We start from the raw sequence: 25,561 nt of genomic DNA, 5'->3' as shown, positions 1-25,561 counted from the left end.
CGGGCCGACACTATCACACGATAAAACAGAGGTTTTTTATGGATTTCGTACAAATCTCCCGTGCATTACTGCCGTTGCTGGGGGGCAAAGAGAATATTGCCAGCGCGGCGCACTGCGCGACCCGGCTCCGGTTGGTGCTGGTCGATGACGCCAAAGCGGATACCAGCGCGATCGGTAAAATCGACGGGGTAAAAGGCTGTTTCCGTAATGCCGGACAGCTGCAGGTGATTTTTGGCACCGGGGTGGTCAACAAAGTCTACGCCGCCTTTGTCGCCGAAGCCGGGATCAGTGAATCGAGTAAATCTGAAGCCGCCGATATCGCGGCCCGCAAGCTCAATCCTTTCCAGCGCATCGCCCGTTTGCTCTCGAATATTTTCGTGCCGATTATTCCGGCCATTGTCGCGTCCGGCCTGCTCATGGGCCTGCTGGGCATGGTCAAAACTTATGGCTGGGTGAACCCGGAAAATGCCCTGTATATCATGCTGGATATGTGCAGTTCGGCGGCGTTTATTATTCTGCCGATCCTGATCGGCTTTACGGCAGCACGTGAGTTTGGCGGTAACCCGTTTTTAGGGGCTACGCTGGGTGGCATCCTGACCCATCCGGCGCTGACCAATGCCTGGGGCGTGGCGTCCGGGTTCCACACCATGAACTTCTTTGGGATAGAAGTCGCGATGATCGGCTACCAGGGCACGGTGTTTCCGGTGTTGCTGGCCGTGTGGTTTATGAGCCTGCTGGAAAAACAGTTACGGCGCATCATCCCTGACGCGCTCGACCTGATTCTGACGCCGTTCCTGACCGTGATTATTTCTGGCTTTGTGGCGCTGCTGATTATTGGTCCGGCGGGGCGTGCCTTGGGGGACGGCATCTCCTTCGTGCTCAGCACGTTGATTGCTCATGCAGGCTGGCTGGCCGGATTACTGTTTGGCGGGTTGTACTCCGTTATCGTGATTACTGGCGTGCATCACAGTTTCCACGCCATTGAAGCGGGCTTGCTGGGTAATCCTTCAATCGGCGTCAATTTCCTGTTGCCGATTTGGGCGATGGCCAACGTGGCGCAGGGCGGTGCCTGTCTGGCGGTGTGGTTTAAAACCAAGGATCCTAAAATCAAAGCCATTACCTTACCTTCAGCCTTTTCGGCCCTGCTGGGCATTACCGAAGCCGCCATCTTTGGTATCAACCTGCGCTTTATGAAGCCGTTTATTGCCGGACTGATCGGTGGTGCCATCGGCGGTGCCTGGGTGGTTTCCGTTAAGGTCTATATGACCGCAGTGGGGCTGACTGGCTTACCCGGCATGGCCATTGTTCAGGCCAGTTCGCTGCTGAATTATATTATTGGTATGGTGATCGCCTTTAGTGTCGCCTTTGTCATCGCTTTCATGCTCAAGTACAAAACGGATTCTGAATAATGGCCCTGAAAAACCTGCTCCCCGCCATGCTTAAGGCGGTAATGAAAGGCCAGCCCAGGGCGCGGGAGGACAGCCACTATCCGGGCTGGCATCTGGCGCCGGTTACCGGGCTGCTTAACGATCCCAATGGCTTTATCCACTTCAACGGACAGTACCACCTGTTCTATCAGTGGAATGCCCTGGCCTGCGAGCACAAGCACAAATGCTGGGGCCACTGGCGTTCAGCGGATTTACTGCACTGGGAACACGAGCCGGTCGCGCTGTTGCCCGATGAAGAGTATGACCGCAGCGGATGCTATTCCGGCAGTGCGGTGGACAACAATGGCGAGCTAACCCTGTGTTACACGGGGAATGTTAAATTTGAGGACGGCTCACGTACCGCCTGGCAGTGCCTGGCCGTGCAGAACGGTGAGGGCGGATTCGACAAGCTGGGGCCGGTTATCCCGCTGCCTGAAGGCTACACCGGTCATGTCCGTGACCCCAAAGTCTGGCGGCATGGCGGGTACTGGTACATGGTGCTGGGCGCGCAGGACGCGCAGTTACAGGGCAAAGTCCTGTTACTGCGCGCCAGCGATCTGCACCACTGGGAGAACCTGGGCGAAATAGCGGGAAGTGGCCTGGGCGGATTAGGCGCGGCGGGCTATATGTGGGAATGCCCTGACATGTTCACCCTGGGAGCCTCGACGTTTCTGATCTGCTGCCCGCAGGGCATTCCCCGGGAAGAGAAGCGCTATCTGAATACCCATCCCTGCGCATGGCTCAGCGGTACGCTCGACTATGAGAACGCGCATTACTCGCACGGTGCCTTTAATGAACTGGATGCCGGCTTTGAGTTTTATGCCCCGCAAACCACGTTAACCCAGGACGGGCGCAGGCTGCTGGTGGGCTGGATGGGCGTGCCGGACGGCGAAGAAATGCGCCAGCCCACCGTGGCGTTTGGCTGGATTCATCAGATGACCTGTATACGTGAGCTGACCGAGCGGGACGGGCGGCTTTATCAGCAGCCGGTGGCCGAGCTGCAGGCGCTGCGGCTGGACGAGCAACGCTATCGCGGGCCTGCGGATGGCGCACCGGAGATGGCGGCCCGACGTCTTGAGCTGGTGCTGACGTCCGGCGGCGATATCACGCTGGACTTTGCCGATACGCTCCGGCTGAGCTGGCATCAGGAGACGCTTTGTCTGGCACGCCGCAGTCTGGAAAACGGCGAATGGCTTTATCGTCACTGGTGCGGCAGCGCGCGCAAACTGCATATTCTGTGCGATCACTCCAGCGTCGAGATTTTTATCAATGACGGCGAAGGCGTGATGAGTAGCCGCTACTTCCCGCAGCATCCTGCCCGTTTACGCCTGAGCGGCAGCGCAGAAGTCACTGCCTGCTACTGGTCGTTACGATCCTGCATGGTAGAATAAGCCCTTGTTTCCTTAAACGAAGCACCGACGTGAAAAAAACAAAGCGCGTGACCATCAGTGATATCGCTGCGCTGGCCGGGGTGTCAAAAGCCACGGCCAGCCTGGTGCTCAACGGGCGCGGTAAAGAGCTGCGCGTGGCAGAAGAGACGCGCGAACGCGTGATGTCTCTTGCGCAACAGCACCACTATCTGCCCAGTATCCATGCCCGTCTGCTGCGCGAAAACCGCAGCCATACGTTAGGGCTGGTGGTGCCGGAGATCACCAACTACGGTTTCGCCGTTTTCTCTCACGCGCTAGAGAACCTTTGCCGTGAAGCCGGGCTACAGCTGCTGATCTCCTGTACCGATGAAAATGCCAGCCAGGAAACGCTGGTGGTTAACAACCTCGTCTCGCGTCAGGTTGATGGCCTGATCGTCGCCTCAAGTCAGCAGAGCGACAGCGACTATCTGAAGCTGAGTGAACAGCTGCCGGTCGTGCTGTTTGACCGCCACGTGAATAACAGCAGTTTGCCGCTGGTGATCACCGATTCGATTACGCCGACCGCCGAGCTGGTAGAGCGCCTGGCGCGTGCTCATCCCGATGAGGTCTATTTCCTGGGCGGGCAGCCACGACTGTCGCCGACCAAAGATCGTCTGGCCGGCTTTATGCAGGGGCTGGAGCGGGCGGGGGTAAGTCCCCGGCCGGAATGGATTATTCAGGGCAACTACCATCCCAGCAGCGGCTATGAAATGTTTGCGGCCCTGTGTGCCCGTCTTGGCAGGCCACCTAAGGCGCTGTTTACCGCCGCCTGCGGTTTGCTGGAAGGGGTGCTGCGCTATATGAGCCAGCACCATCTGCTGGAGAGTGATATTCACATAGCCAGCTTCGACGATCACTACCTGTATGATTCGCTGTCACTGCATATCGATACCGTAGAACAGAACGTACCGCGCCTGGCGCAGGAGTGCTTTTCCGTGATTAGCCAAATGATCCAGGGGCAGGAACCTGCGGACAAACAGATTATCTTGCCCGCCAGGCTGCGCTACCGTTCATCTCTGGCGCGTTAACGCCGCTTACCGACAGGCGGCCAGATCGGCCATCTGCTGTTTATCAGGCAGGCCAACAATCTGTTGCAGCTTTTGTTCATGATTCAGGTAGTAGATAGCGGGCGTGCCGTTGGCCCCTAACGCCTGCATCTGCGCCTGGTTATGCTGAATCTGATCAAACAGCGCGCGCGGCGTGCTGTCCGGGAAGGCCGGCTTATTTTTACCCTGCGAGCGTTCGAAATCCTGCCAGGCTTTAGCAGGATCGGCCGCCGCGAGAATGGCAGACGCGTAGCGTCCGCTCTCGGGCTTAAGAATGCCGACAAGCTGGGTTTTGATGCTGAGCGAGTTATTTTGTACCAGCGGCTGCCCCTGCTGCCAGAAGGTCCGGCAGTAGGGGCAGAACGGATCGGCAAAGACCACGACCTGACAGCCGGCTTCAGCGCTTCCCTCCTTGATGCCCGGCATGGCCTGCAGTTGCTTCCACATGGCACGTCCGGCGGGCAAATAAATTTCATCATTTATGATTTTTTCGCTGAGGTTATTGCCCTGCGCGTCATACATATAGCCCGAAATCGCATGCTGACCATCCGGCGTCAGGTAAATGGTAACGCCGGTTCCCTGATATTGACCCAGCCAGCCCTGAACCCCGCCGGGTGCCTTAAAAGATTTGATGATTTCCACGCCCTGCTTTTCAATTTGCTGGACGGGGGCGGGCAGCGTAGCCGCCTGGGTCGTGCTGCTCAACAGCAGTGCGGAAACCAGTATCCTGAACGTTTTCATTAATCCCTGTCTCTTAACGTCGTGATGAAAGTGAGGCGGTGCGGCTGTCGAGCCACTCAAAGAGCAGCATGCCTGCCAGCATGGCGATCAGGAACACTGCGCCCTTAAGCACTCCGCCGCCGAGCAGCACCAGCGCCGGACCGGGGCAGATGCCTGCCAGCCCCCAGCCAATCCCGAACAGCATAGCCCCTGCGATCAGTTTTTTATCCAGCGCGCGCTGGCCGGGCAGATGAAAGGTTTCGCCAAAGACCGGACGCTCACGTCGGGAGGCCAGCCAGAAGGCCACCAGCCCGACGGTAATCGCGCCGCCCATCACCAGCGCCAGAGAGGGATCCCAGGCGCGGGTAATGTTCAGAAAACCCAGAACCTTGGCCGGGTTCGCCATGCCGCTGACGATTAAGCCCGTACCAAATAACAGCCCACTAAGCAGAGAAAATAAAACGGCCATTGTTCCTCCTGATATTCACCCGTGGCCCATCACGCCAACGGTCAGCATGGCGGTTAACATAAAGACCAGCGTCGCCACCAGTGAGCGCAGTGACAGCCGCGATAATCCACATACGCCGTGACCGCTGGTGCAGCCCGAGCCCAGGCGAACACCCAATCCCACCAGCACGCCGGCGAGTACCAGACGTCCCCATGACGCTTCAGTTTCAATGGCGGGCAGGGCGCTGAACAGCTGGAACACCAGCGGCGACAGGACCAGACCCGCAATAAAGGCCAGCCGCCAGGGCTTGTCTGATGAGCGGCGTTTAAGCAGACCGCCCAGAATGCCGCTGATACCGGCTATGCGGCCACAAAACAGCACCAGCATGCCCGCCGCCGCGCCAATCAGCAGCCCACCCACCAGGCTTTGCAGTGGCGTAAAATGAATCAGGTCAATATGCATTCTCCACCCTTCCCAGTGCAGTGCTTACGTCATGCGTTAAAAGCGGTTTAGCGGGATTTTCAGATAGCGCTCGCCATCGCTCTCGGGTTCAGGTAACCGCCCGCCGTGAATATTCACCTGCAGGGCCATTAGCATGAGTTCTGGCAGCGGGAGCGTGGCATCACGCTGCTGCCGCCGGGCAATAAAATCCTGTTGATGTTGATCAACCACCCACGGATTGTTTTCCCGCTGCTCACGTACCGTGCTTTCAAACTGCACGTCGCGCCCGTCAGGGCGATAATCATGACCGGTAAATAAACGTGTGTCGTCAGGTAACTGCAGAATGCGTTGCAGGCTGTCCCATAATACGGCAGCGCTGCCGCCGGGGAAATCAGCCCGCGCCGTGCCGCTGTCGGGCATAAAAAACGTGTCGTGGATAAAAGCACAGTCGGCGATGTGATAGGTCACCGACGCCAGCGTGTGGCCGGGAGATAAAATGACTGCACCCCGCAGATTGCCGATGTAAAACACCTCGCCGTCCCTGAATAAGGTGTCCCAGATTTTCTCAGCTGGCGTCAGGCCGGGCAGGTTATAGAGAGTTTGCCACAGCCTTTGTACCTCAGTGACCTTTTCACCGATGCCGGTAGGCGCACCGGTTTTCCCGGCCAGCCAGGCGGCGGCAGAGAAGTGGTCGGCATGAGGATGGGTATCCAGAACCCACGCAACCTGCCAGTTTTTTTGCTGAATAAAATCCAGTATGCGTTGGGCCTGCTGACAGAATACCGCTCCCGAGCGGCGATCAAAGTCCAGCACCGGATCGATGATGGCGCAGCGCCGGGTTTGTCCGTCAGCAATCACATATTGCAGGCTTCCGCTCTCCGGTTCATAGAAATGGTACACCTCTGCCTGAGGCGGATGGCGCAGCCTGTTTGCATACCAGGCCAGGGGCTTATCGGCATCGGCACCAAACTGTTGGCAGGTAGCCCGAAATTCGGCCTCGTCTATCCGGCCTTCGCGTAACTCATGCAGTAAAAACAGGCTAAGCGATCGCGCACCACTCCGACAGTGTGCAAAGATTTTTGCACCGCGTTTAACCCGACGATGAAAAGCCTCAACGTCTTCCCAGCTCAGTGTGTCAAAGGTGAAGGGCATATAGACGTAGTCCATGCCCAGTTGCTCAGCCAGCGCCTTTTCCTGCTGATGAGGCAGAAAGGGGCCTTCTTCCTCATCAGGCCGATTATTAACCACAACCTCAAAGCCCAACTGGTGCAACTGGCTGAAATCCTCTGCAAGTGGTGCATCGGAAAACGCGACTTGCGCATTAAAATGGCGGATATTCATAACCTGTTCCCGTTTATTCAGAGATTTTTAAGCAACATGTAGCTGGCCATCACGATCAACATGGCTGAAAAGACGGCATTGATCGCGCGCGCATTGTGTTTCAGCCGGCTGGCCACAGCGACACCGACTAAGCCGCCCAGCAGGCCGCCAGCAATGAGGTAGATTGTCATCACTACAGAGACTTTGCCCGCCAGGGCATAGCTTGCGCTGGTCGAGATCCCCATGGCGAACACCACCATCAGCGAGGTTGCTATCGCCTCCACCATGGGAAAGCGGAACAACCAGACAAGCGCGGGCACCACTAAAAATCCCCCTCCGATGCCCATAAATCCGGCCAGTATGCCCAGCAGCAGTACACTTCCCCAGACGATAGCGGGGGCAAAGTGCCTGTCTGGCGCGGAGGCTCCGGGCAAAGGAGACTGTTTTCTCAGCATCATCAGCGCCACGGTGAACATCAAAAGGGAAAACGGCAGTAGCAGGTATTGTCCACTGACGATTTTTCCCAGTTCGGCTCCTAGCAGTGCGCCGCAGACCGCCACAAGAGAAATCCTCGCACCCGTTGCCCATCTGACATTGCCTTTATGACTATGGGCAAACAGATTGATCAGGGCGCTGACCGCCACCGCAATGGCGCTGGTGCCGATGACCCGATGCGTGTCGGGCACCTTCACCAGATACAGCAGCAGCGGCACGCACATGACCGATCCGCCGCCGCCGGTCAGCGCCAGAAAAAAGCCTACGGCGATGCCTGTTACAATTAACAGGCTCACCGTGAGGGCTGAAAAATGGGTGAATTCCTGAATGATCATTTTCATTCCTGGCGTTATTTTTACGCTATTAAAGAGGTCGTAAAAATGACTGTCAACTCATTATTTCTTTTTGCTATATCATATAGCTAAATATTATAAGAGGTTTTTTTTATAACTTTAAAGTCTATTGATTTGCTTTATATCTGTGCTGCTATCCACTACGGTTAAATGAAAGGGAGGCCTGCATGAATGATAAAAATAATCCCCATCACCCGCATCTTGTTGTTATTGGTGGTGGCTCAGCTGGAATTGGCGTCATCGCAAGTATTAAGAAACGCATTAAAAACATCAAAATAACGCTAATTGAGCCAAAGGAAGAACATGATTATCAACCTGCCTGGACACTGGTGGGTGCCGGATTATTTTCCGCTGAAAAAACCCGAAAACGCATGAGTGACGTTATTCCGTCGGGCGTGAACTGGATTCACGATGCCGTGACGCATGTTTCACCTGATCTGAAATATATTGAAACAGCGACAGCCCAAAAAATAGGTTACGACTATCTTATTATCGCCAGCGGTCTGATGCTGCGTTGGGATAAAATCAGGGGCCTGAGTGAAACCCTGGGCCGCAACGGCGTAACGTCAAACTACCGATACGATTTGGCGCGCTATACATGGGAACTGGTGCAAAACCTGAAGCAGGGAAAAGCCATTTTTACCCAGCCTGGGATGCCGATAAAGTGCGCGGGTGCGCCGCAGAAGGCGCTCTATCTCTCCGCCGATTACTGGCTGCGACGGGACCGTCTGGCACAGATCAACATTCAGTTCTGCCTGGCAGGTCAGGTCGTTTTTGGCGTGCCCGAATTTGTTCCGCCGCTGGAGGCCTATCTGGAGAAATACCAGGCGCAGGTCAATTTTGGACATACGCTTACTGCCGTTGATGGAATCAATAAGCAGGCGACGTTTACTCTCACCGATCCCGACGGCAGCACGCGTGACGTCACGCTGCCGTTCGATATGCTCCATGTTGTCCCGCCTCAGGCTGCGCCAGACTTTATTGCCGAAAGCGGTCTGGCGGATGCTGCTGGCTGGTGTGATGTCGATAAAGAAACGCTGCAGCACAGCCGCTGGCCCGATATTTTTGCTTTGGGCGATTGCAGCTCAACGCCGAACGCCAAGACGGCCGCAGCGGCGCGTAAACAGATCGTGGTCGTGGCCGAAAACCTGAGGCAGGTCGTTAACGGGGCGATCCCGCAAACGCGTTACGATGGCTACGGTTCGTGTCCGCTCACCGTGGAGAAAGGCAAAGTCGTGCTGGCTGAGTTTGGTTATGGCAACCGCCTGCTGCCGACCTTTCCGCTCCATTCAGCCCGTCCCAGCCGCGCAGCATGGTGGCTAAAGGCCTGGTTTTTACCGCGCTTTTATTGGGCTGGTATGCTGCGCGGTATTGAGTGGTTGGCCAAAAGTAAACCCCTGTAGTGAAGGCCGTTCAGGGGCGAACGTATAAAGCGCCCCGCGACTGCTGTTCAATAATGTAGGTTATGGCGGCGGGCACGACGCGAAAGTGTGATGGCAGCATGCTGACGTCAATATTTTGTGCCCGGAGGGCGTTATTGCAGAGTAACAGCGTCACGCTCGGCGCATTCTTAAGGGCATCTGAAATCGTCCTGCCAGTCACATCACCTGCCGCGTCGCCATTAAAAACGATGGCGATATCCCCGTCAAAATCCTCTTCTTTAAGCAGATTGCCAGCATTAGCCAGGGCGTGAGCAATGCGATTTTTATCAGGTACATGCAAAATGATTTTCATTCTGGGCCTCAGGTTGTTATCGCGACGGGCGAAAAACGAATGGCTCAGAATAAAACAGCGTGAGGATCGGATAAATGTGATGAGTGAAAGAAAATATGTCGTCGACGATGGTTTCTAAAAAAAGAAAAATAGCGGCTCTGATAAATTCGAAATTGCTGTGTGCGTCTTTTTTTAAAAAAAGGGGAGTTCCCCCTTTAATAGCTAATTATTTTTTCAGATTTTCAGGGAAATTGGCAGGTAATTCACTTGCCGCGCAGGCTATCACGTCATCGTTATTTTTTCCCGCATCGTGGACAAAGGTGATAGTCGCGAACTCATCAATGACTTCTATTGGATAAGTCGGGCCGGCATCGCGGTACTGCGCCATTTCGTCCAGATGATCGTTCTGGAAGCAGACGGTGCGTTCAGGATTATTCATGACCCAGCGCGGGAAGAAGATGGTGCCATGAAACAGCTTGTCGCCCAGGTTGGCAATCAGGCTGACACTGGTGCCGGTCGGTTCAGTCCAGGACACTTTATAGATGTCTTCACCGACGCAGACAATATAGACATGCTGGTCTTTCACCCAGCGGTTGCCCACCATGCCGCTATGAATACGGTAATCGACGGTGTCTTTGTTTTTAATATACAGCTCGTAATTCCAGCCATTGTCATAGGTATAAACCAGATGTTTACCGATGAAACCGTCAAGATTGTGTTTATCGAATTTGCTCATTATTTGTTCTCCTCTGTGGTTGAAACCAGCTTACCCATTCACTTTGTGAATTAAAAACGCTAATTTATGATGAAATTGATTCAAAAATTGGATGGGTTATGCATAAAACCACACTGGAGCAGTGGAGCCTGTTGGACAAGGTGGTGCGAGAGGGCAGTTTTGCCAGAGCGGCGAGTCTGACCAACCGCAGTCAGTCATCTGTCAGCTATAACCTTGCTATGTTGCAGCAGCGCATAGGGATTACGCTGTTACATGCAGAGGGACGCAAGGCGGTGCTGACGCCCGCAGGCGAGTTGCTGCTGGCGCAGGTGCGCCCGCTACTGAAAGCTTTTCATTCACTGGAGGCGTTTGCGGGATCAATACGCAGCGGCGTCAGAACAAAGCTGGATCTGGTGGTTGACAGCATCTTTCCGCGTCGACAACTGTTTTCCGTCCTTAAGGCGTTTCAGCAATGCCATCCTCATACTCAGATCAACCTGACCGAGGTGCTGGAAACCAACACCGATTACGCCGAGGCCGACGTGATGGTGGTGACCCAGCGCCAGGATATGGCCGGGCGGGGAGAGTGGTTGATGAATGTGGATTTCGTCGCCGTGGCGCACTGCGACCATCCCTTGCATCAGCATGGCGGCATCCTGGATGAAGAACGGTTGGCACAGTATCCGCTGATTCGCATTGCCGACCGGGAACATTTCACCGTGCAGGATGAGAGCAGCAATGGCGATTACTGGTCGTTTTCGACTATTGAGGCGGCGGTAGAGGCGGTGGTGCACCAGGTGGGTTATGGCTGGATCCCCTTCGAGCGCATCGAACATGAACTGGCGCAGGGAACACTAAAAATATTGCCCTTACAGCACGGCGTTCGTCGTGCCACCCCGCTGCACTTACTGATTAAGAAAGATATCCTGACGCTGGATCCACAAATTGTTACCCTGCTCGATCTGCTGAAAAACGCCACCCGTTCGTGACAGAGGGATCGCGATGAGGAACGCGTCTTCAGGGGCTATTTGTCACCGTTCAACGCAAGGAGCAGGGCATCCAGCGAATCTGGCGCGTGCGGATATCCGTTTTTTACCTTGTGAACGTCCCAGGACATTGCATCCTCAAGGCAGAAATCGCCTGCACACTGCAACGCGAGGTCTTCATCTAACAGCCCAATCGGTAGCCAGATCAGGGGGCGGCCGCGCAACAGGTTCGGCACCGTCGAGCCACAGTGCCTGCAAAAGTCATCCCTGCGGGCGACGCCAACTGCTGATATCGGCTTCACCGGCCAGCCAGCTAAACTGATCGGCATGAACCAGCGTGGCCAGGTTATGGCCGGTACCGGTCTGACGGCGGCAAAGCGAACAGTGACAGCGGTAAAAATGGCTGGGTTGTTGAGCCAGCTTAAAAACGACCATTCCGCATAAACAACGTCCAGAAATCATCCTTGTTTCCCTGAATGCGCCAACCCTAAGGCGATGTTTAGTGTGCCCGCTTTTTGGCCCAGTAAGCCATAAAGTTAATCGCGTCGCGATCGACGCCGCGCTCCCCTATCAGGTGGCGGCGTAATAGCTTCACCACGGTCGATTCGGCCGCTACCCAACCGTAAAATTCCGTGTTGCGGCCCTGAGCACGGTCCCACAGCAATTCGCCTTCTGCCTCTTCCTGCACGTCCTGCTGGCGGCCGCCATCGGGAACGTTAACCCGGGATTTTATTGCCTCAACCAGGCATTCCCCGTGTGAAGCAAATGCAGGTTTTCGCGGCAACCAGACGATGTCGGCAAAGGTATAGGCGTGCAGATCGACGCAATCTTCCGCATCCGGGACTTCAAAAAAGGCCTGAACCCGAGGCGGATTTTCCTGTCGGGACAGTCTTTCCAGAATGCCTTTCGCCGCGGGTAATGCGGTTTCATCGGCAATCAGTAACGCATTACGCAGCGCATCCGGTGGCGTCCATTCATATCCGCCGCTGTCAGATTCACAGGCCGCATTGGGCGCAACGATCACCAGGCCGTCACCCGGTTCAGCATTGATTGCCCAGGCCGATGCCGGGCCTTCCGTACCGTGGCTGACAAACTCAATCGTCAACTCCTGGCGCTCAGGATCGAGATGACGCAGCGTATAGGTGCGCAACAGCGGACGCTTCTCTTTTGGCAGCGACAGAATGGTCTGGTACCACTCGCCATCATTGGGAAGCGCAGGCATGCTGCCATCTTCCGCCGGCAGCAAAATTTTGATCCGCTGATCGGGCGCGTCAGACTTCATCTGCGCCACGTCAGGCCCGTTGAACACCAGGCTCAGCATTGAGGGAGAAAGATGACGCTTGCGTGCCAGTTTTACGTCAAACAGGCGGTAGCTATGGGCTTCAGCCATCGTCGTTCCTTTTGATTAATGAGCCGATAAGGTTGAGCGGCGACGTGCACGCCAGATCACACCTGACATCGCCACGAACAGCAGGGCAGCGCTGAATGCGGCAGCGATCAGCGCCGTTGCGCCCTGTGACTGCGACACCAGGGGAACCAGCAGCGCGCACAATCCGTAGCCTAAGGTATGGCTGGTGGCTATCCAGCCGGCACCGGCACCGTCTGCCAGCCTGTCATTTAGCAGCAGCTGATAAGCCGGCGTACCCAGTGCAGCACCAAACGAAAGCAGGGCACAGCCGGTGTAAAACAGCCAGAGCGGTGTGCTCAGCATCATCGCCAGACCCAGAGACATCAACAGCCCTGCGCTCAGCAACAGCGCAAGCGGCGTCAGTAACTGGGGTCGCAGTACCATAAACTGGGCGCCCAGTGAGGCGATGGCCGCCACGCTCAGCAGCCAGGCAACCTGATGGCTGATTGCGGCGGTATCACCGGTAAACTGTCTGGCCAGTGCCGGGGATAAGCCCAACTGCATCAGGCTCACCGTGGCCGCCAGCAGCAGAGCGCACAGCAGATAGGGCAGACAATCGATGCACAGGCGGGCATTCCTGCGCGCCACCGCAGGCTGTGGCTCGGTTCCGCGCAACGGCAACAACATAGCCAGCGCCAGCAAGGGCGCAACGACCAGTAACACCAGCGGTGCCATCGGATGAATAACTAACATTCCGGCAGCGCACAGCGGGCCAAACAGCCTGCCGCAGCTCAGACCGGAGCTGATGGTCGCCAGCGCCGTCATGCGCTTACCTTCACCGGCACGGTTTAGCGCCCAGACCTGGCACGCCGGAACCATCGCCGACACCATCAGGCCATAAATCACCCTGGCAATAATTAATATACCTAATCCAATCGGAGCACTGACCGCCCGCGTGGAAAGAAGTGCGCAGCCCATAGCGAGTAGCAAAAAACTTGCGCCATAACCGGCCAGTGACCAAAGCACGACCGGTTTGCTGCCGAGACGCGCAATCTGTTTTCCCCACCACGGCGATGAGGGCAAAAACAGCATAGAGCCGAGCGTTAACAATCCCGCCCAGACCGAAAGACTTAAACTGGTCTGCGCAACCAGCATCGGGATAGCCACCAGCAAACCATTCTGTCCGACGCCCAGCAGTCCGGCGCTTAATGCTAAAGGCCAGTTAGGTAAGGCTTTTTGTGGCGTAGCGGTCAGTTCAAGAGATGTCACAATGTTGCTAACCCGTATCTTTGTTGTATGTATTTGTAAAATTTATTCCGCCAATTCTAACAATTGTCGTTGATAATGAGAACTGTTATCGGCAGAATTCGCATTATCATAACGCCTGGAAATTGTTTGATAATGATTCAATCGACGCACAATGGATCCTGGGATGTGGCCGCACAGTGCTTCCTGAATTCCCTGATCCGTGAAACCAAGGACTGGCGACTCAGCCAGGGTGAACCCGCCGAGTTAGTGATTCCGTTGGCGGAAGAAAAGGCCCTACACTTTAAGGTGGCTTACTTTTCTCCTACCCAGCATCACCGTTTTGCCTTCCCGGCCCGGCTGGTCACTCACCGTGGCAGCGAGACGGTGACGTTCGCCACCGTTGCCAGACTGATTGTCGATAAACTGCAACATCAGCAACAGCTGCCCGCTCCCGGCTGTGAGGCGTTTTACCAGCGCGTGATGGAAAGCCATGTGCATACCGCTGAGGCAACGGCTGCCCGCCACGACTGGCGAGGCCTGCGTGAGAAAGCCCTGAACTTTGCCGAAGCAGAGCAGGCCCTGCTGGTCGGGCACGCCTTCCATCCGGCACCCAAATCACATGAACCTTTTACGCAGCAGCAGGCCGAACGTTACCTGCCTGATTTTGCGCCACATTTTCCGTTACGCTGGTTTGCGGTGGATAAAGACCAGTTGGCGGGTGACAGCCTGCAGCTGACGTTGCAGCAGCGCCTGACGCGCTTTGCGGCAGAAAACGCGCCGCAGTTACTGCATGCGCTAACCGATCGGCAGTGGCTGTTCCCGCTCCATCCCTGGCAGGCGGACTATCTGCTCCAGCAGACCTGGTGTCAGCAACTGGTGGAAAAAGGCCTGGTTACTGACCTGGGTGAAGCCGGTGCGCCCTGGCTGCCCACCACCTCATCGCGTTCGCTGTACTGCGCGACCAGCCGCGACATGATCAAGTTTTCCCTGAGCGTGCGGCTGACAAACTCCGTCCGCACCCTGTCGGTCAAAGAGGTCAAACGCGGCATGCGGTTGGCGCGTCTGGCGCAGACCGACCGCTGGCAGGACATGCAGGCACGCTTCCCGGCGTTTCGCGTGATGCAGGAAGATGGCTGGGCCGGACTGCGCGATGCGCAGGGCACGATTATGGAAGAGAGCCTGTTCGCACTGCGTGAAAACCTGATTGTCGACAGGCCGCAGAGCCAGACCAACGTGCTGGTTTCCCTGACGCAGTCCGCGCCGGACGGCGGCGACTCACTGCTGTCTGCCGCAGTAAAGCGCCTGAGCCAGCGCCTGCACATCAGCGAAAAACAGGCTGCGCATGCCTGGGTCGACGCTTACTGTCAGCAGGTGCTGAAGCCCCTGTTCACCGCCGAAGCCGATTACGGCCTGGTGCTGTTAGCCCATCAGCAAAATATCCTGGTGGAAATGGAGCAGGACCTGCCGGTTGGCCTGATTTATCGCGACTGCCAGGGCAGCGCCTTTATGCCTCACGCCGCAGGCTGGCTGGACATGATTGGCGAAGCGCAGGCGGAAAACGTCTTTAGTCGCGAGCAGCTGCTGCGCTACTTCCCCTATTACCTGTTAGTGAATTCTACCTTTGCCGTCACGGCGGCACTGGGCGCGGCGGGCATGGACAGTGAAACCCATTTGATGGCGCGGGTACGCGATGCGTTAACTGCGCTACGTAACGAGGTCACGCACAAGGGCTGCCTGGATTACGTGCTGGAAAGCCCGCACTGGAACGTCAAGGGCAACTTCTTCTGTTACCTGCACGATCACAATGAAAACACCATCGTCGATCCGTCGGTGATCTACTTCGACTTCATCAACCCACTGCTGTCTCAGGAGCGCTAAATGTCTCAGGCAACGATTGTTCACAGCGGCCACGGCCTGCGTTGCGAAAAGTCAGGAAAAACCCTGAATCTGGGTTGGGGACAGGACAACAGTGCGGTGCTGCATTTTGCCGGTCCACTGCCCGAAGGCTGGCTGCGTGACGCGCTGGATCAGATGTTTATCGCTGCCCCGCAGCTTTCTGCCGTGGTGCTGCCCTTCGCAGAGTGGCGTGAAGAGCCTCAGGCGCTGGCGCTGTTTGCGGCCCTGAAAAGCGATATCGTCCACCGCGAGACGTTCTGGCAACTGCCGCTGTGGTTGTCTGCGCCTCGTCAGCAGGCCTCCGGCGAGATGGTATTTGATGCCGAACGTGAGATCTATTTTCCCCAGCGCCCAGCGCGACCTGATGGCGAAGTGTATCGCCGTTACGATCCGCGCGTACGGCGAACGCTGAGCTTCCGCGTGGCCGATCCTGCCCGGGATGCCGAAGCGTTTACCCGCTGGATGAACGATCCGCGCGTGGATTACTTCTGGGAGCAGAGCGGATCGCTGGCCACTCAGACCGCCTATCTTGAACGCCAGCTCGGCAGCAGCTATGCCTTTCCGCTGATTGGCTGTTTTGATGACGAGCCCTTCAGCTACTTTGAAATTTACTGGGCGGCGGAAGATCGTATCGGGCGGCACTACAGCTGGCAGCCGTACGATCGCGGTTTGCATCTGCTGGTGGGTGAGCCGCAGTGGCGCGGGCCGCACTTTGTGCAGAGCTGGCTGCGCGGCATCAGCCACTATCTGCTGCTGGATAATCCGCAAACCCAGCGCCTGGTGCTGGAACCGCGGGCGGATAATCAGCGCCTGTTTCGTCACCTTGAACCCGCGGGCTATACCACCGTGAAAGAGTTCGACTTTCCGCACAAGCGCTCTCGCCTGGTGATGACCCAGCGCGCCCGTTTCTTCAGCGAGGTGGGCCTGTGATGAATTCGCACGCATGGGAAACCGTTAACCGTCAGCTGGTGGCAAAAATGCTGGCCGAGCTGGAGTACGAGCAGGTCTTTCAGGCCCAGCCGCAGGGCGATAACCGTTACTGCATCAGTCTGCCGGGTTCCGAATGGCAGTTCACCGCCGAGCGGGGCATCTGGGGCTGGTTATGGATAGATGCACAAAGCCTGCGCTGTGCGGATGAGCCGGTACTGGCCCAGACGCTGCTGTGCCAGCTACAGCCGGTGCTGTCGATGAGTGATGCCACGGTGGCGGAACATATGCAGGATCTCTATGCCACGCTGCGCGGCGATCTTCAGCTTATGCAGGCACGTCAGGGCATGAGTGCCGATGCGCTGATTGATATGGATGCCGACCGCCTGCAGTGCCTGCTCAGCGGCCATCCCAAGTTTGCCTTTAATAAAGGCCGTCGCGGATGGGGACAAGAGGCGCTGGCGCGCTACGCACCCGAATATATGAATACCTTCCGCCTGCACTGGCTGGCGGTAAAGCGTGATCATATGGTCTGGCGCTGCGACAGCGAACTGGACATCCAGCAGTTGTTGCAGGCCGCGATGGACAGCGCCGAATATACGCGTTTCACCGAGGCCTGGCAGGCGCAGGGGCTGGACGACAGCTGGCTGCCTTTGCCGATGCATCCCTGGCAGTGGCAGCAAAAAATCGCGCTCGATTTTGTCGCGGATCTGGCCACGGGCAATATGCTGTCGCTGGGTGAATTTGGCGATCGCTGGCTGGCGCAACAGTCACTACGCACCTTGACCAACGCCAGCCGTCAGGGCGGGCTGGATATCAAACTGCCGCTTACCATTTACAACACCTCCTGCTATCGCGGTATTCCGGGCAAATATATCGCGGCGGGCCCGCTGGCCTCCCGCTGGCTACAAAACGTCTTTGCCACCGACACGACGCTGCAGCAGAGCGGGGCGGTGATCCTGGGCGAGCCGGCCGCCGGTTATGTTTCCCATCGCGGCTACGGCGCGTTGCCCGAAGCACCCTATCGCTACCAGGAAATGCTGGGCGTGATCTGGCGTGAAAATCCGTCGCGCTGGCTGCACGCGGACGAAACGCCAATTCTGATGGCCACGCTGATGGAGTGCGATGAAAACAACCAGCCGCTTATCGGCGCCTACATTGCCCGCTCGGGCCTGAGCGCCGAGGCCTGGTTAAGTCAGATGTTCCGCGTGGCCGTGGTGCCGCTGTATCACCTGCTGTGCCGTTATGGCGTGGCGCTGATCGCACACGGGCAAAATATTACGCTGGCGATGAAAGACGGCGTACCCCAGCGCGTATTGCTGAAAGATTTTCAGGGCGATATGCGTCTGGTAAAGGACGATTTTCCGGAGATGGACTCTCTGCCTCAGGACGTCCGCGATGTGACGGCACGCCTGAGTGCTGACTATTTGATTCATGATTTGCAGACTGGCCATTTTGTCACGGTCCTGCGTTTTATTTCGCCGTTAATGGCGCGCCTTGGCGTTCCGGAACGACGTTTTTACCAACTGCTTGCCGCAGTGTTGAGCGACTATATGCAGGACCATCCGCAACTGTCGGCGCGTTTTGCGCTTTTCTCACTCTTCAAGCCACAAATCATTCGTGTCGTGCTGAACCCGGTAAAACTCACCTGGCCCGATCAGGACGGCGGAAGCCGTATGTTGCCCAATTACCTGGAAAATCTGCAAAACCCGCTGTGGCTGGTTACCAAGGACTGAATCATGACAAACACTGTTGATTTTATTGGCGTTGGCATTGGCCCGTTTAACCTGAGTATCGCGGCGCTGGCACACGAAGCTGAAGGCTTTACCAGCCAGTTTTTAGACAGCCGGCCGGATTTTGCCTGGCATCCCGGTATGCTGGTGCCTGACTGCCATATGCAGACCTCGTTTTTAAAAGATCTGGTCTCCGCGGTCGCGCCCACCAGCCCGTTCAGCTTTGTGAACTATCTGGTGAAGCGTAAAAAGTTTTACCGCTTTATGACCACCGAGTTACGTACCGTCTCGCGCGATGAGTTTTCCGACTATCTGCGTTGGGCTGCCGAGGGCATGAACAACCTGCGCTTTAATCACACGGTGGAACGCATCGATTTTGATGAGGCCAATAAACGCTTTGTGATTCACAGCAACGGTGGGGAAAGCTATGCCCGCAACATCTGTCTGGGCATTGGCAAGCAGCCCTACCTGCCGCCCTGCGTAAACCGCATCAGCGCCACCTGTTTCCACGCCAGCGAAATGAGCCTGCGTAAACCCGACCTGCGCGGCAAGCGTGTGGCGGTGATTGGCGGCGGTCAGAGTGGTGCCGATCTGTTCCTCAACGCCTTCCGGGGTGAATGGGGCGAACCGGCTGAGGTCAGTTGGGTGTCGCGCCGCAACAATTTTAACGCCCTGGATGAGGCCGCTTTTGCCAACGAGTACTTCACGCCAGAATACGTTTCCAGCTTTGTCGGTCTGAACGAGGCTGCCCGACAGAAAATGCTGGCTGAACAGAAGATGACCTCGGACGGCATCACGGCAGATTCCCTGCTGACGATTTATCGCGAGCTGTATCATCGCTTTGAAGTGCAGCGTCAGCCGCGCAATGCGCACCTGCTGCCGAGCCGCTCGGTCATTGAACTCAACAGTCATCACCAGGGCTGGCAGCTTCAGTTGCAGCATCAGCTTGACCAGGGCTACGACCTTATCGAATGCGATGTGGTGATTTTCGCCACCGGCTACCGGCCTGCGCTGCCAGAACTGCTCTCCCCCCTGATGAGCCGCCTGACCATGAAAGATGAGTGCACGTTCAGCGTGCGTGAGGACTTCACGCTTGAGTGGAACGGGCCAAAAGAAAATAACATCTTTGCGGTGAACGCCAGTATGCAAACCCACGGTATCGCGGAGCCTCAGCTCAGCCTGATGGCATGGCGATCCGCCCGTATTCTGAATCGCGCACTGGGGCGCGATTTGTTCGATCTCAGCACGCCGCCCGCCCTGATCCAGTGGCGCAGCGTCAGCCGGGAAAAACCGCAGCATGGCGCTGCGTCCACTAAAAACTATACCGAGTCCTTGGGGTAAGCCTTAACCTCGCACGCAGGAACGATAATGAAGACTAAAAACAAGAATATCTGGCTGCTTAATCCGCTGTTGTTAGCCATGATGGCGCCCGCGGTCGCACAGCAAACCAGTGAAAATGACATGGTGGTTTCGGCCAGCCGTACGCACCGTACGGTGGCAGAAATGGCTCAAACCACCTGGGTGATTGAGGGGGCCGAACTGGAGCAACAAGTCCAGGGCGGCAAAGAGTTTAAAGATGCGCTGGCGCAGCTGGTGCCGGGCCTGGACGTCAGTAGCCAGGGCCGAACCAACTACGGCATGAACATGCGCGGCCGCGCGATTGTGGTGCTGGTGGACGGCGTTCGCCTGAATTCTTCGCGCACAGACAGCCGCCAGCTGGATTCGATCGATCCCTTTAACATCGATCACATCGAGGTGATCTCCGGTTCAACCTCGCTGTACGGCGGGGGCAGCACCGGTGGCCTGATCAATATCGTCACCAAAAAAGGCCAGCCGGGCACCCAGTTTGAGTTTGAAACCGGCACCAAAACCGGGTTTAACAACAGTAAAGATCACGATGAGCGCGTGGCGGGCGCGATTTCTGGGGGGAACGATCGCGCGTCCGGACGGTTGTCGGTGGCCTACCAGAAGTTTGGCGGCTGGTATGACGGCAACGGCGATTCTGTTCTGCTCGATAACACCCAGACGGGCCTGCAATACTCCGATCGTCTGGATGTGATGGGCACCGGCACGCTTGAGATTGACGATCACCAGCAGTTGCAGCTGGTGACGCAATACTACAAGAGCCAGGGCGATGACGATTATGGCCTCTATCTTGGCCGAAACTTTTCGGCGGTAACCGGTAACGGTAACGCCTACACCAGTAAAGGACTGAACTCAGACCGTATTCCCGGCACCGAGCGCCACCTGGTCAGTCTGCAGTACTCTAATACCGATTTCCTGGGTCAGGAGCTGGTGGGTCAGGTCTACTATCGTGATGAATCTCTGGCGTTTTATCCCTTCCCAACGGTGTCCGGCGGGCGGGTGACAAGCCTCTCTTCCTCTAAACAGGATACTGACCAGTACGGCGGCAAGCTGGCAATCACCAGTAAACCGCTCGACAACCTGCAGCTGACCTACGGTGTTGATGCCGATCATGAACGTTTTAGTTCCAATCAGATGTTCTTTGATCTGGCACAGTCGGCCGCCTCGGGTGGCCTGAACAACCAGAGCATTTACACCACCGGACGCTATCCGGGTTATGACATTACTAACCTGGCAGCTTTCCTGCAGTCCAGCTACGACATCAACGATACCTTCACCTTGAGTGGCGGCGTACGTTATCAGTACACCGAAAACAAGGTGGACGACTTTGTCGGCTATGCCCAGCAGCAGGCGATTGCTAATGGCACGGCGCGTTCGGCCGATGCGATTCCAGGCGGCTCAACGGATTACGACAACGTCCTGTACAACGCCGGTATCCTGATGCATATCACCGAGCGGCAGCAGGCATGGTTCAACTTCTCGCAAGGCGTTGAACTGCCGGATCCGGGCAAGTATTACGGCAACGGCACCTATCGTCTGCAAAACGGCAACTACCAGTTGTTGAACAGCGTTAATGTCGATCAGTCGAAGCTTCAGGGCATCAAAGTCGATTCTTACGAGCTGGGCTGGCGTTACACCGGTAATGACCTGCGCACGCAGTTAGCAGCCTACTATTCGCTGTCAGACAAATCGATCTCGGTCAACCGCAGCGATATGACCATTAACGTGGACGATGACAAGCGCCGTATTTATGGCGTGGAAGGTGCGGTGGATTACTTTATCCCCGATACCAACTGGAGCACCGGCGTCAACTTCAACCTGGTCAAGTCTGAAACCAAAAAAGATGGCGGCTGGAAGAAGTGGGATGTCATTTATGCCAGTCCATCGAAAGCCACCGCCTATGTTGGCTGGTCGCCGGATCCCTGGAGCCTGCGCCTGCAAAGCACGCAGTCGTTTGACCTGACCGATAACGGCGGCAACAAAATTGACGGTTATACCACCGTTGATTTTATCGGCAGCTACCAGTTGCCGGTGGGCAAGCTGAGCTTTAGCGTCGAGAACCTGCTGGATCGCGACTACACCACGGTGTGGGGACAGCGTGCGCCGCTGTTCTACAGCCCGACCTATGGCTCGCCGTCGCTGTATCAGTACAAAGGCCGGGGTCGCACCTTTGGGCTGAACTATTCGGTACTGTTTTAAGTCTTCATTCTTGCCCGGTGTGACGCCGGGCAAGCCTAACTCAATCTCACTTTTTCCTCCTGTCGCCGCTAAACACGCTGTGCCGTTACATAATGTAAACAATACCTAAACGAATACGCTCAGTTTTGTCAGGTACATGCCGATAGTCTTTATGTACGTACATTTAATGCACAAAGCATTTTCGTTTTAACGACCAGGCGGAACAAAAAATGACCATTACACAGCGACTTTTCCTGACCTTCTCCCTCCTTGCCGCCTCACTGGCTGTTCTGGCTATGGTGGCGATCACGGTGGTAACAGGATTTCAATCACGCTTCGATTACGTGCAGAGAAATACAATTCCTTCTATTACCGATCTTAATAAGCTTGTCGATAGCAGCAATGCCCTGACACTGCTGCTTTATCGCCATCAAAGTGCGACCGATCAACGCAAGCAGGCCCAGTTTGAGAAAGCTATCGCTGGCGTGATTGCGGATCTGAAAAAGCAAAACCAGTATTACTTTGATCACGACCTTTCCAGTGCTGAAGACAAGGCCCTGAGCGAAAAAGCCTTTGCGGAGATAAAAGAAGCGGAAGCCAGGCTGCCGACCTTTTTTGCCGGGTCACGGGCACAAAATGATGCTATCGCGTTGGGCGCGATCCAGGGAGACAGTGGTGTGGGTCAGTCTGTTCGCGATCTGATAGCGGGGTTAAAGCGACAGCTGCAGCTGAATGTGGACATTGGCAAAACCTACAGCCAGCAAAACAATCAGGTTTATCAACAAACCTTGTGGGGCATGTCCGGCGGTTCGCTGCTAATTATCCTGCTGCTTGGCGCGTTTTCGGTGAAAACCATCTTCAGCATCCGTCGTCAGCTCAACGCGATTCGTGCCACCATGGAAAGCGCCAGCGAACGCCTCGATCTGACGCTGCGCGCAGATGAGTCGCGTCGCGACGAAATTGGCTTAACGGCCAGCGCTTATAATCATCTGGTCAGCAATGTGGCGCAGTCGTTGTCGTCCGTTGAACAGGCATCCCACTCTGTCGGCTCTGCCTCATCCGAGATTTCAGCCGGCAACGACGATCTCTCGGCGCGTACCGAAGAGCAGGCAGCGTCGCTGGAGGAAACGGCGGCCAGTATGTCTGAACTGAGCGAAACCGTGCGTCAGACGGCTGAAAATACCCGCCTCGCCAGCCAGCTGTCCAAAAATGCGCGTGAAATCTCGGAAGACAGCTCGGGCAAAGTCAAAACCATGCTGAGCACCATGTCCGATATCAAAAGCAGTTCAGCGAAAATCAACGACATTATTGCATTGATTGAAGGCGTTGCCTTCCAGACCAATATCCTGGCGCTGAATGCGGCCGTTGAAGCCGCCCGTGCCGGTGAGCAGGGACGCGGTTTTGCCGTGGTCGCCGGAGAGGTGCGTAATCTGGCACAGCGCTCTTCTTCTTCTGCCCGTGAGATCAAAGCACTGATCGAGTCCTCCATGCGCTACGTTGAAACCGGTGCCGCTCAGGCTGAAGAAGTCGGACAAAATATGGGCCGGATGAACGATGCCGTGCGTCAGGTAAACGATCTGGTCGATGAGATTGCGGTGGCGGCAAGCGAACAGTCGCAGGGCATTGGTCAGGTACATGAAGCGGTCAATCAGATGGACAGCGTAACCCAACAAAACGCCGCACTGGTGGAGCAGGCTTCTGCCGCTGCGCGTTCGTTAACGGAGCAGTCCACCACGCTGCAACAGCTGGTGGCCGCCTTTACCATCCGTTCAGCTCAGGTTGTCGCCGCTAAGCCGCCTTTAGCCGCCGTGACGGCCGCGCCCGTGCTGAAGCGTCCACAGCTTGCGGCGGCAGGTGCAGGTGCGCAGGAAGATAACTGGAAGAGCTTCTGATCGTGGCGAAGCAGTGGCCCGGGCGGCCGCTGCTTTTAAAAGGTTACGAACTTCTGTGCAGCGTCAACGGCGTTGATAACCAGCGGGCAACGCGTTTGCCTGCCTTAATGGCGGGTTTTTCAATCCAGAAAAACATCACGGAGGCCAGCGCCACACTGATGCTAATGGAGAGGATGAAAATCATCAGATTGTCCGTCCAGGCTTTATCCGCCAGGCTGTTCATCAGCAATATCATCATCGGATAGTGGATGAGATAGAGCGAATACGAGATATCGCCAAAGAAGATCAGCGTGCGGTTATGACCACTTTCCGTGCGGTAACCCAGCATCACCGTGATGCTCATAATGGCCGCCGCCAGCCAGAAACCGCCATGCAGGCCAAACGGCTGCGGCCCAATCATCAGCGCTGTCGCAAACGCCAGTACCAGCCCCACCTGCAGTATTCTGCGCATCTGAGGATTCAGCTCAGGGAGCTTTTGTCTGACGATTAATTCAGCCAGCATCATCCCTAAGATAAACTCCATGCAGATGGTATTGCTGATAAGTTTGATCCACGCCTGCCACCAGTGCGTCACCGCCATATCAGGCGAAACCTGAGAGGAAAAGGTAAAACTGCCGTTGTAATACAGCTGAAAGCCCACGCTGGAGGCGAGGAAAATCAGTGCACACAGGAAGCTACGGTAGCGATAGTTTATGCACATCGCCACGGTGAATACGGCGTAGAACAGGATCTCATAGGAAAGCGTCCACGGCGGACCTAATGCGCTGAATCCAAAGGTCGGCCCGGGGCTGCTGTAATCCTGCAGGCAGAAGTAGAGCGCACAGGACATATCCTGAAGCGAACGGTCGTGATAAACCACCACGAACGAAAGCAGCCAAACCACAAAGAAGACCGGCCAGATGCGGAAAAAGCGTTTCACCATGAACGACGTCGGCGCTTCGTTAAACTGATGCGTAATAAAAGTCATGATGAAGCCGCTGATAATAAAGAATACGTCCACGCCCAGCGCGCCGGGGATGTGCCGGGTCCAGTGACTTTCTAACAGCGATGAGTTGTGCGCCAGCACCACAAGTAGCGCAGCCAGGCCGCGCAGATACTGGATTGAGACGATTTTCATGAGCGTTACAGGCCTGTCAGTTTACTCAATCACGGCGTTCGCCTGAACGAGCCGGTTAGGGTTAAGCGTAGGCCGTATTGTAAAAATGCCTTAACGATTATCAACCGCCATTTAGCGGCCAGGAAAAAAGGATTTTGCCTGATAGCCTAATTTTGCAGAAAAAATGGCGACGATCGACGGAGTTAGGCGCACAGGAACAGAAGTGCGCCGTTGGGATTTCAGAGGGTTCTTAAACAAATATGATGACTTGAGGGGATACAGGCACTACGCGGACGCGCGCGGAAAGACGCTCCCGCCCATGGCGCGCCGGAAGATCTCAATCGTCCACATCCACAGAATATGCCCCAACGTCTCCGAGGCGATTTCCGCTAACGGCAGGTGCCACAAGGGCGGTGCCCAGCCGTTCATCGGCAAGATCACGCCGTGAAAGCCCAGGGTAATGAGCAGGGCAAACGCTACGCCCTGGCCCAGCGTAACGACCGGGAGGATCTCGGCCAGGGCGCAGTAGAGCAGGGCGAAGACGATTGAGAACAGGTGGTGAACCCCGGCAACGCCCCAGTTCACCACGTGACCGGAATAATGATAGACCAGGTTGCTGACGTTGATCCCCATATCCTGCAGCATCTCAGCAGGGGGAATCGCCCTGTCAGGCGTTCTGGGCGGAAACGGATTCTCCGTTCCCCATTTTACGAAGCTGGCAACGTTGCCGCCCCAAAACCCTGCCCAAAGCGCCGGACCATAATGCCGGTCGGCAGGGGACGTCAGACGAAACGACCTGTTCATA

Annotated in this window: 22 protein-coding genes and 1 pseudogene; 11 read left to right on the top strand and 12 right to left on the bottom strand. The window is 56.2% G+C overall.

Annotated elements, in window-relative coordinates:
* Positions 1 to 38 precede the first annotated feature (38 nt).
* Genes ACPXSQ_RS16850 through ACPXSQ_RS16840 form a run of 3 tightly spaced genes read left to right on the top strand, consistent with a single transcriptional unit; the run spans position 39 to position 3,864 of the window.
* Positions 39 to 1,409 (top strand): sucrose-specific PTS transporter subunit IIBC, encoded by a 1,371-nt coding sequence (locus tag ACPXSQ_RS16850; protein ID WP_029569383.1) that lies wholly within the window; start codon positions 39 to 41, stop codon positions 1,407 to 1,409.
* Positions 1,409 to 2,818 (top strand): sucrose-6-phosphate hydrolase, encoded by a 1,410-nt coding sequence (locus ACPXSQ_RS16845; RefSeq protein ID WP_042676979.1) that lies wholly within the window; start codon positions 1,409 to 1,411, stop codon positions 2,816 to 2,818. The genes ACPXSQ_RS16850 and ACPXSQ_RS16845 overlap by 1 nt, the downstream gene beginning before the upstream one ends.
* A 29-nt stretch (positions 2,819 to 2,847) precedes the next feature.
* Positions 2,848 to 3,864, top strand: coding sequence for a substrate-binding domain-containing protein (locus ACPXSQ_RS16840; RefSeq protein ID WP_014606898.1), 1,017 nt, complete (start codon positions 2,848 to 2,850; stop codon positions 3,862 to 3,864).
* A gap of 6 nt (positions 3,865 to 3,870) precedes the next feature.
* Here the strand turns inward: ACPXSQ_RS16840 and dsbG are convergent, their stop codons facing one another.
* From dsbG to ACPXSQ_RS16815, 5 genes are read right to left on the bottom strand one after another with little or no spacing between them, the layout of a single operon-like run.
* Positions 3,871 to 4,623, bottom strand: a complete 753-nt coding sequence (dsbG, locus tag ACPXSQ_RS16835) for a thiol:disulfide interchange protein DsbG (RefSeq protein ID WP_104933029.1) — start codon at positions 4,621 to 4,623, stop codon at positions 3,871 to 3,873.
* Between the two features lie 13 nt (positions 4,624 to 4,636).
* Entirely contained in the window at positions 4,637 to 5,071 is a 435-nt protein-coding gene (locus tag ACPXSQ_RS16830; protein ID WP_013024238.1) for a DUF6691 family protein, read from the bottom strand.
* A gap of 15 nt (positions 5,072 to 5,086) precedes the next feature.
* Positions 5,087 to 5,512 carry a YeeE/YedE family protein gene (locus ACPXSQ_RS16825; RefSeq protein ID WP_072137749.1) on the bottom strand — a complete coding sequence of 142 codons (426 nt, stop codon included), beginning with the start codon at positions 5,510 to 5,512 and terminating at the stop codon, positions 5,087 to 5,089.
* A 36-nt stretch (positions 5,513 to 5,548) separates the two neighbouring features.
* On the bottom strand, positions 5,549 to 6,832 hold the full coding sequence (gene blh / locus ACPXSQ_RS16820) for a bifunctional sulfur transferase/dioxygenase Blh (protein WP_300963997.1): 1,284 nt from the start codon (positions 6,830 to 6,832) through the stop codon (positions 5,549 to 5,551).
* A gap of 17 nt (positions 6,833 to 6,849) precedes the next feature.
* On the bottom strand, positions 6,850 to 7,641 hold the full coding sequence (locus ACPXSQ_RS16815; RefSeq protein WP_194761898.1) for a sulfite exporter TauE/SafE family protein: 792 nt from the start codon (positions 7,639 to 7,641) through the stop codon (positions 6,850 to 6,852).
* A 185-nt stretch (positions 7,642 to 7,826) separates the two neighbouring features.
* Between ACPXSQ_RS16815 and ACPXSQ_RS16810 the strand changes: the two genes are divergently transcribed.
* Positions 7,827 to 9,062, top strand: a complete 1,236-nt coding sequence (locus tag ACPXSQ_RS16810) for an NAD(P)/FAD-dependent oxidoreductase (RefSeq protein WP_064352957.1) — start codon at positions 7,827 to 7,829, stop codon at positions 9,060 to 9,062.
* Positions 9,063 to 9,072: 10 nt separating this feature from the next.
* On the opposite strand, the gene ACPXSQ_RS16805 is transcribed toward ACPXSQ_RS16810, so the two are convergent.
* Together ACPXSQ_RS16805 and ACPXSQ_RS16800 are read right to left on the bottom strand one after the other, a co-directional pair.
* Complete coding sequence (locus tag ACPXSQ_RS16805) at positions 9,073 to 9,393, bottom strand: hypothetical protein (protein WP_013024243.1); 321 nt, start codon at positions 9,391 to 9,393, stop codon at positions 9,073 to 9,075.
* A 205-nt stretch (positions 9,394 to 9,598) separates the two neighbouring features.
* Positions 9,599 to 10,108: a phenolic acid decarboxylase gene (locus ACPXSQ_RS16800; protein WP_029569389.1), complete on the bottom strand. Its 510-nt coding sequence runs from the start codon at positions 10,106 to 10,108 to the stop codon at positions 9,599 to 9,601.
* 98 nt (positions 10,109 to 10,206) lie between these two features.
* Between ACPXSQ_RS16800 and ACPXSQ_RS16795 the strand changes: the two genes are divergently transcribed.
* Positions 10,207 to 11,076, top strand: a complete 870-nt coding sequence (locus ACPXSQ_RS16795; RefSeq protein WP_013024245.1) for a LysR family transcriptional regulator — start codon at positions 10,207 to 10,209, stop codon at positions 11,074 to 11,076.
* A gap of 35 nt (positions 11,077 to 11,111) precedes the next feature.
* Here ACPXSQ_RS16795 and ACPXSQ_RS16790 read toward each other — a convergent pair.
* From ACPXSQ_RS16790 to ACPXSQ_RS16780, 3 genes and pseudogenes are all read right to left on the bottom strand, one after another.
* Positions 11,112 to 11,535, bottom strand: a pseudogene (locus tag ACPXSQ_RS16790) (GFA family protein).
* A 37-nt stretch (positions 11,536 to 11,572) separates the two neighbouring features.
* Positions 11,573 to 12,463: a siderophore-interacting protein gene (locus ACPXSQ_RS16785; RefSeq protein WP_015701219.1), complete on the bottom strand. Its 891-nt coding sequence runs from the start codon at positions 12,461 to 12,463 to the stop codon at positions 11,573 to 11,575.
* Between the two features lie 15 nt (positions 12,464 to 12,478).
* The gene (locus ACPXSQ_RS16780) at positions 12,479 to 13,690 is read right to left on the bottom strand and encodes an MFS transporter (protein WP_426144166.1); all 1,212 of its coding nucleotides are present in this window, start codon (positions 13,688 to 13,690) and stop codon (positions 12,479 to 12,481) included.
* A 132-nt stretch (positions 13,691 to 13,822) separates the two neighbouring features.
* On the opposite strand from ACPXSQ_RS16780, the gene iucA reads away from it, so the two are divergent.
* From iucA to ACPXSQ_RS16750, 6 genes are all read left to right on the top strand, one after another.
* The gene (iucA, locus tag ACPXSQ_RS16775; RefSeq protein ID WP_029569390.1) at positions 13,823 to 15,547 is read left to right on the top strand and encodes an aerobactin synthase IucA; all 1,725 of its coding nucleotides are present in this window, start codon (positions 13,823 to 13,825) and stop codon (positions 15,545 to 15,547) included.
* Positions 15,548 to 16,495, top strand: coding sequence for a GNAT family N-acetyltransferase (gene iucB / locus ACPXSQ_RS16770; protein ID WP_014606886.1), 948 nt, complete (start codon positions 15,548 to 15,550; stop codon positions 16,493 to 16,495).
* Positions 16,495 to 18,228: an aerobactin synthase IucC gene (gene iucC, locus ACPXSQ_RS16765; protein WP_426144165.1), complete on the top strand. Its 1,734-nt coding sequence runs from the start codon at positions 16,495 to 16,497 to the stop codon at positions 18,226 to 18,228. The genes iucB and iucC overlap by 1 nt, the downstream gene beginning before the upstream one ends.
* A 3-nt stretch (positions 18,229 to 18,231) precedes the next feature.
* The gene (gene iucD / locus ACPXSQ_RS16760; RefSeq protein WP_013024253.1) at positions 18,232 to 19,566 is read left to right on the top strand and encodes an NADPH-dependent L-lysine N(6)-monooxygenase; all 1,335 of its coding nucleotides are present in this window, start codon (positions 18,232 to 18,234) and stop codon (positions 19,564 to 19,566) included.
* Positions 19,567 to 19,593: 27 nt separating this feature from the next.
* Positions 19,594 to 21,789 (top strand): TonB-dependent siderophore receptor, encoded by a 2,196-nt coding sequence (locus ACPXSQ_RS16755; RefSeq protein WP_014595119.1) that lies wholly within the window; start codon positions 19,594 to 19,596, stop codon positions 21,787 to 21,789.
* A gap of 209 nt (positions 21,790 to 21,998) precedes the next feature.
* On the top strand, positions 21,999 to 23,660 hold the full coding sequence (locus ACPXSQ_RS16750) for a methyl-accepting chemotaxis protein (protein WP_426144164.1): 1,662 nt from the start codon (positions 21,999 to 22,001) through the stop codon (positions 23,658 to 23,660).
* 43 nt (positions 23,661 to 23,703) lie between these two features.
* Here ACPXSQ_RS16750 and ACPXSQ_RS16745 read toward each other — a convergent pair whose 3' ends face one another.
* Together ACPXSQ_RS16745 and ACPXSQ_RS16740 are read right to left on the bottom strand one after the other, a co-directional pair.
* The gene (locus tag ACPXSQ_RS16745) at positions 23,704 to 24,777 is read right to left on the bottom strand and encodes an acyltransferase family protein (protein WP_014606882.1); all 1,074 of its coding nucleotides are present in this window, start codon (positions 24,775 to 24,777) and stop codon (positions 23,704 to 23,706) included.
* Between the two features lie 264 nt (positions 24,778 to 25,041).
* Complete coding sequence (locus tag ACPXSQ_RS16740) at positions 25,042 to 25,560, bottom strand: YagU family protein (RefSeq protein WP_014595121.1); 519 nt, start codon at positions 25,558 to 25,560, stop codon at positions 25,042 to 25,044.
* Position 25,561 lies beyond the last annotated feature (1 nt).

The sequence above is a fragment of the Pantoea sp. EEL5 genome, assembly GCF_049892805.1.
Lineage (GTDB): Bacteria > Pseudomonadota > Gammaproteobacteria > Enterobacterales > Enterobacteriaceae > Pantoea > Pantoea ananatis.
This window is presented reverse-complemented; position numbering and strand designations above follow the sequence as displayed.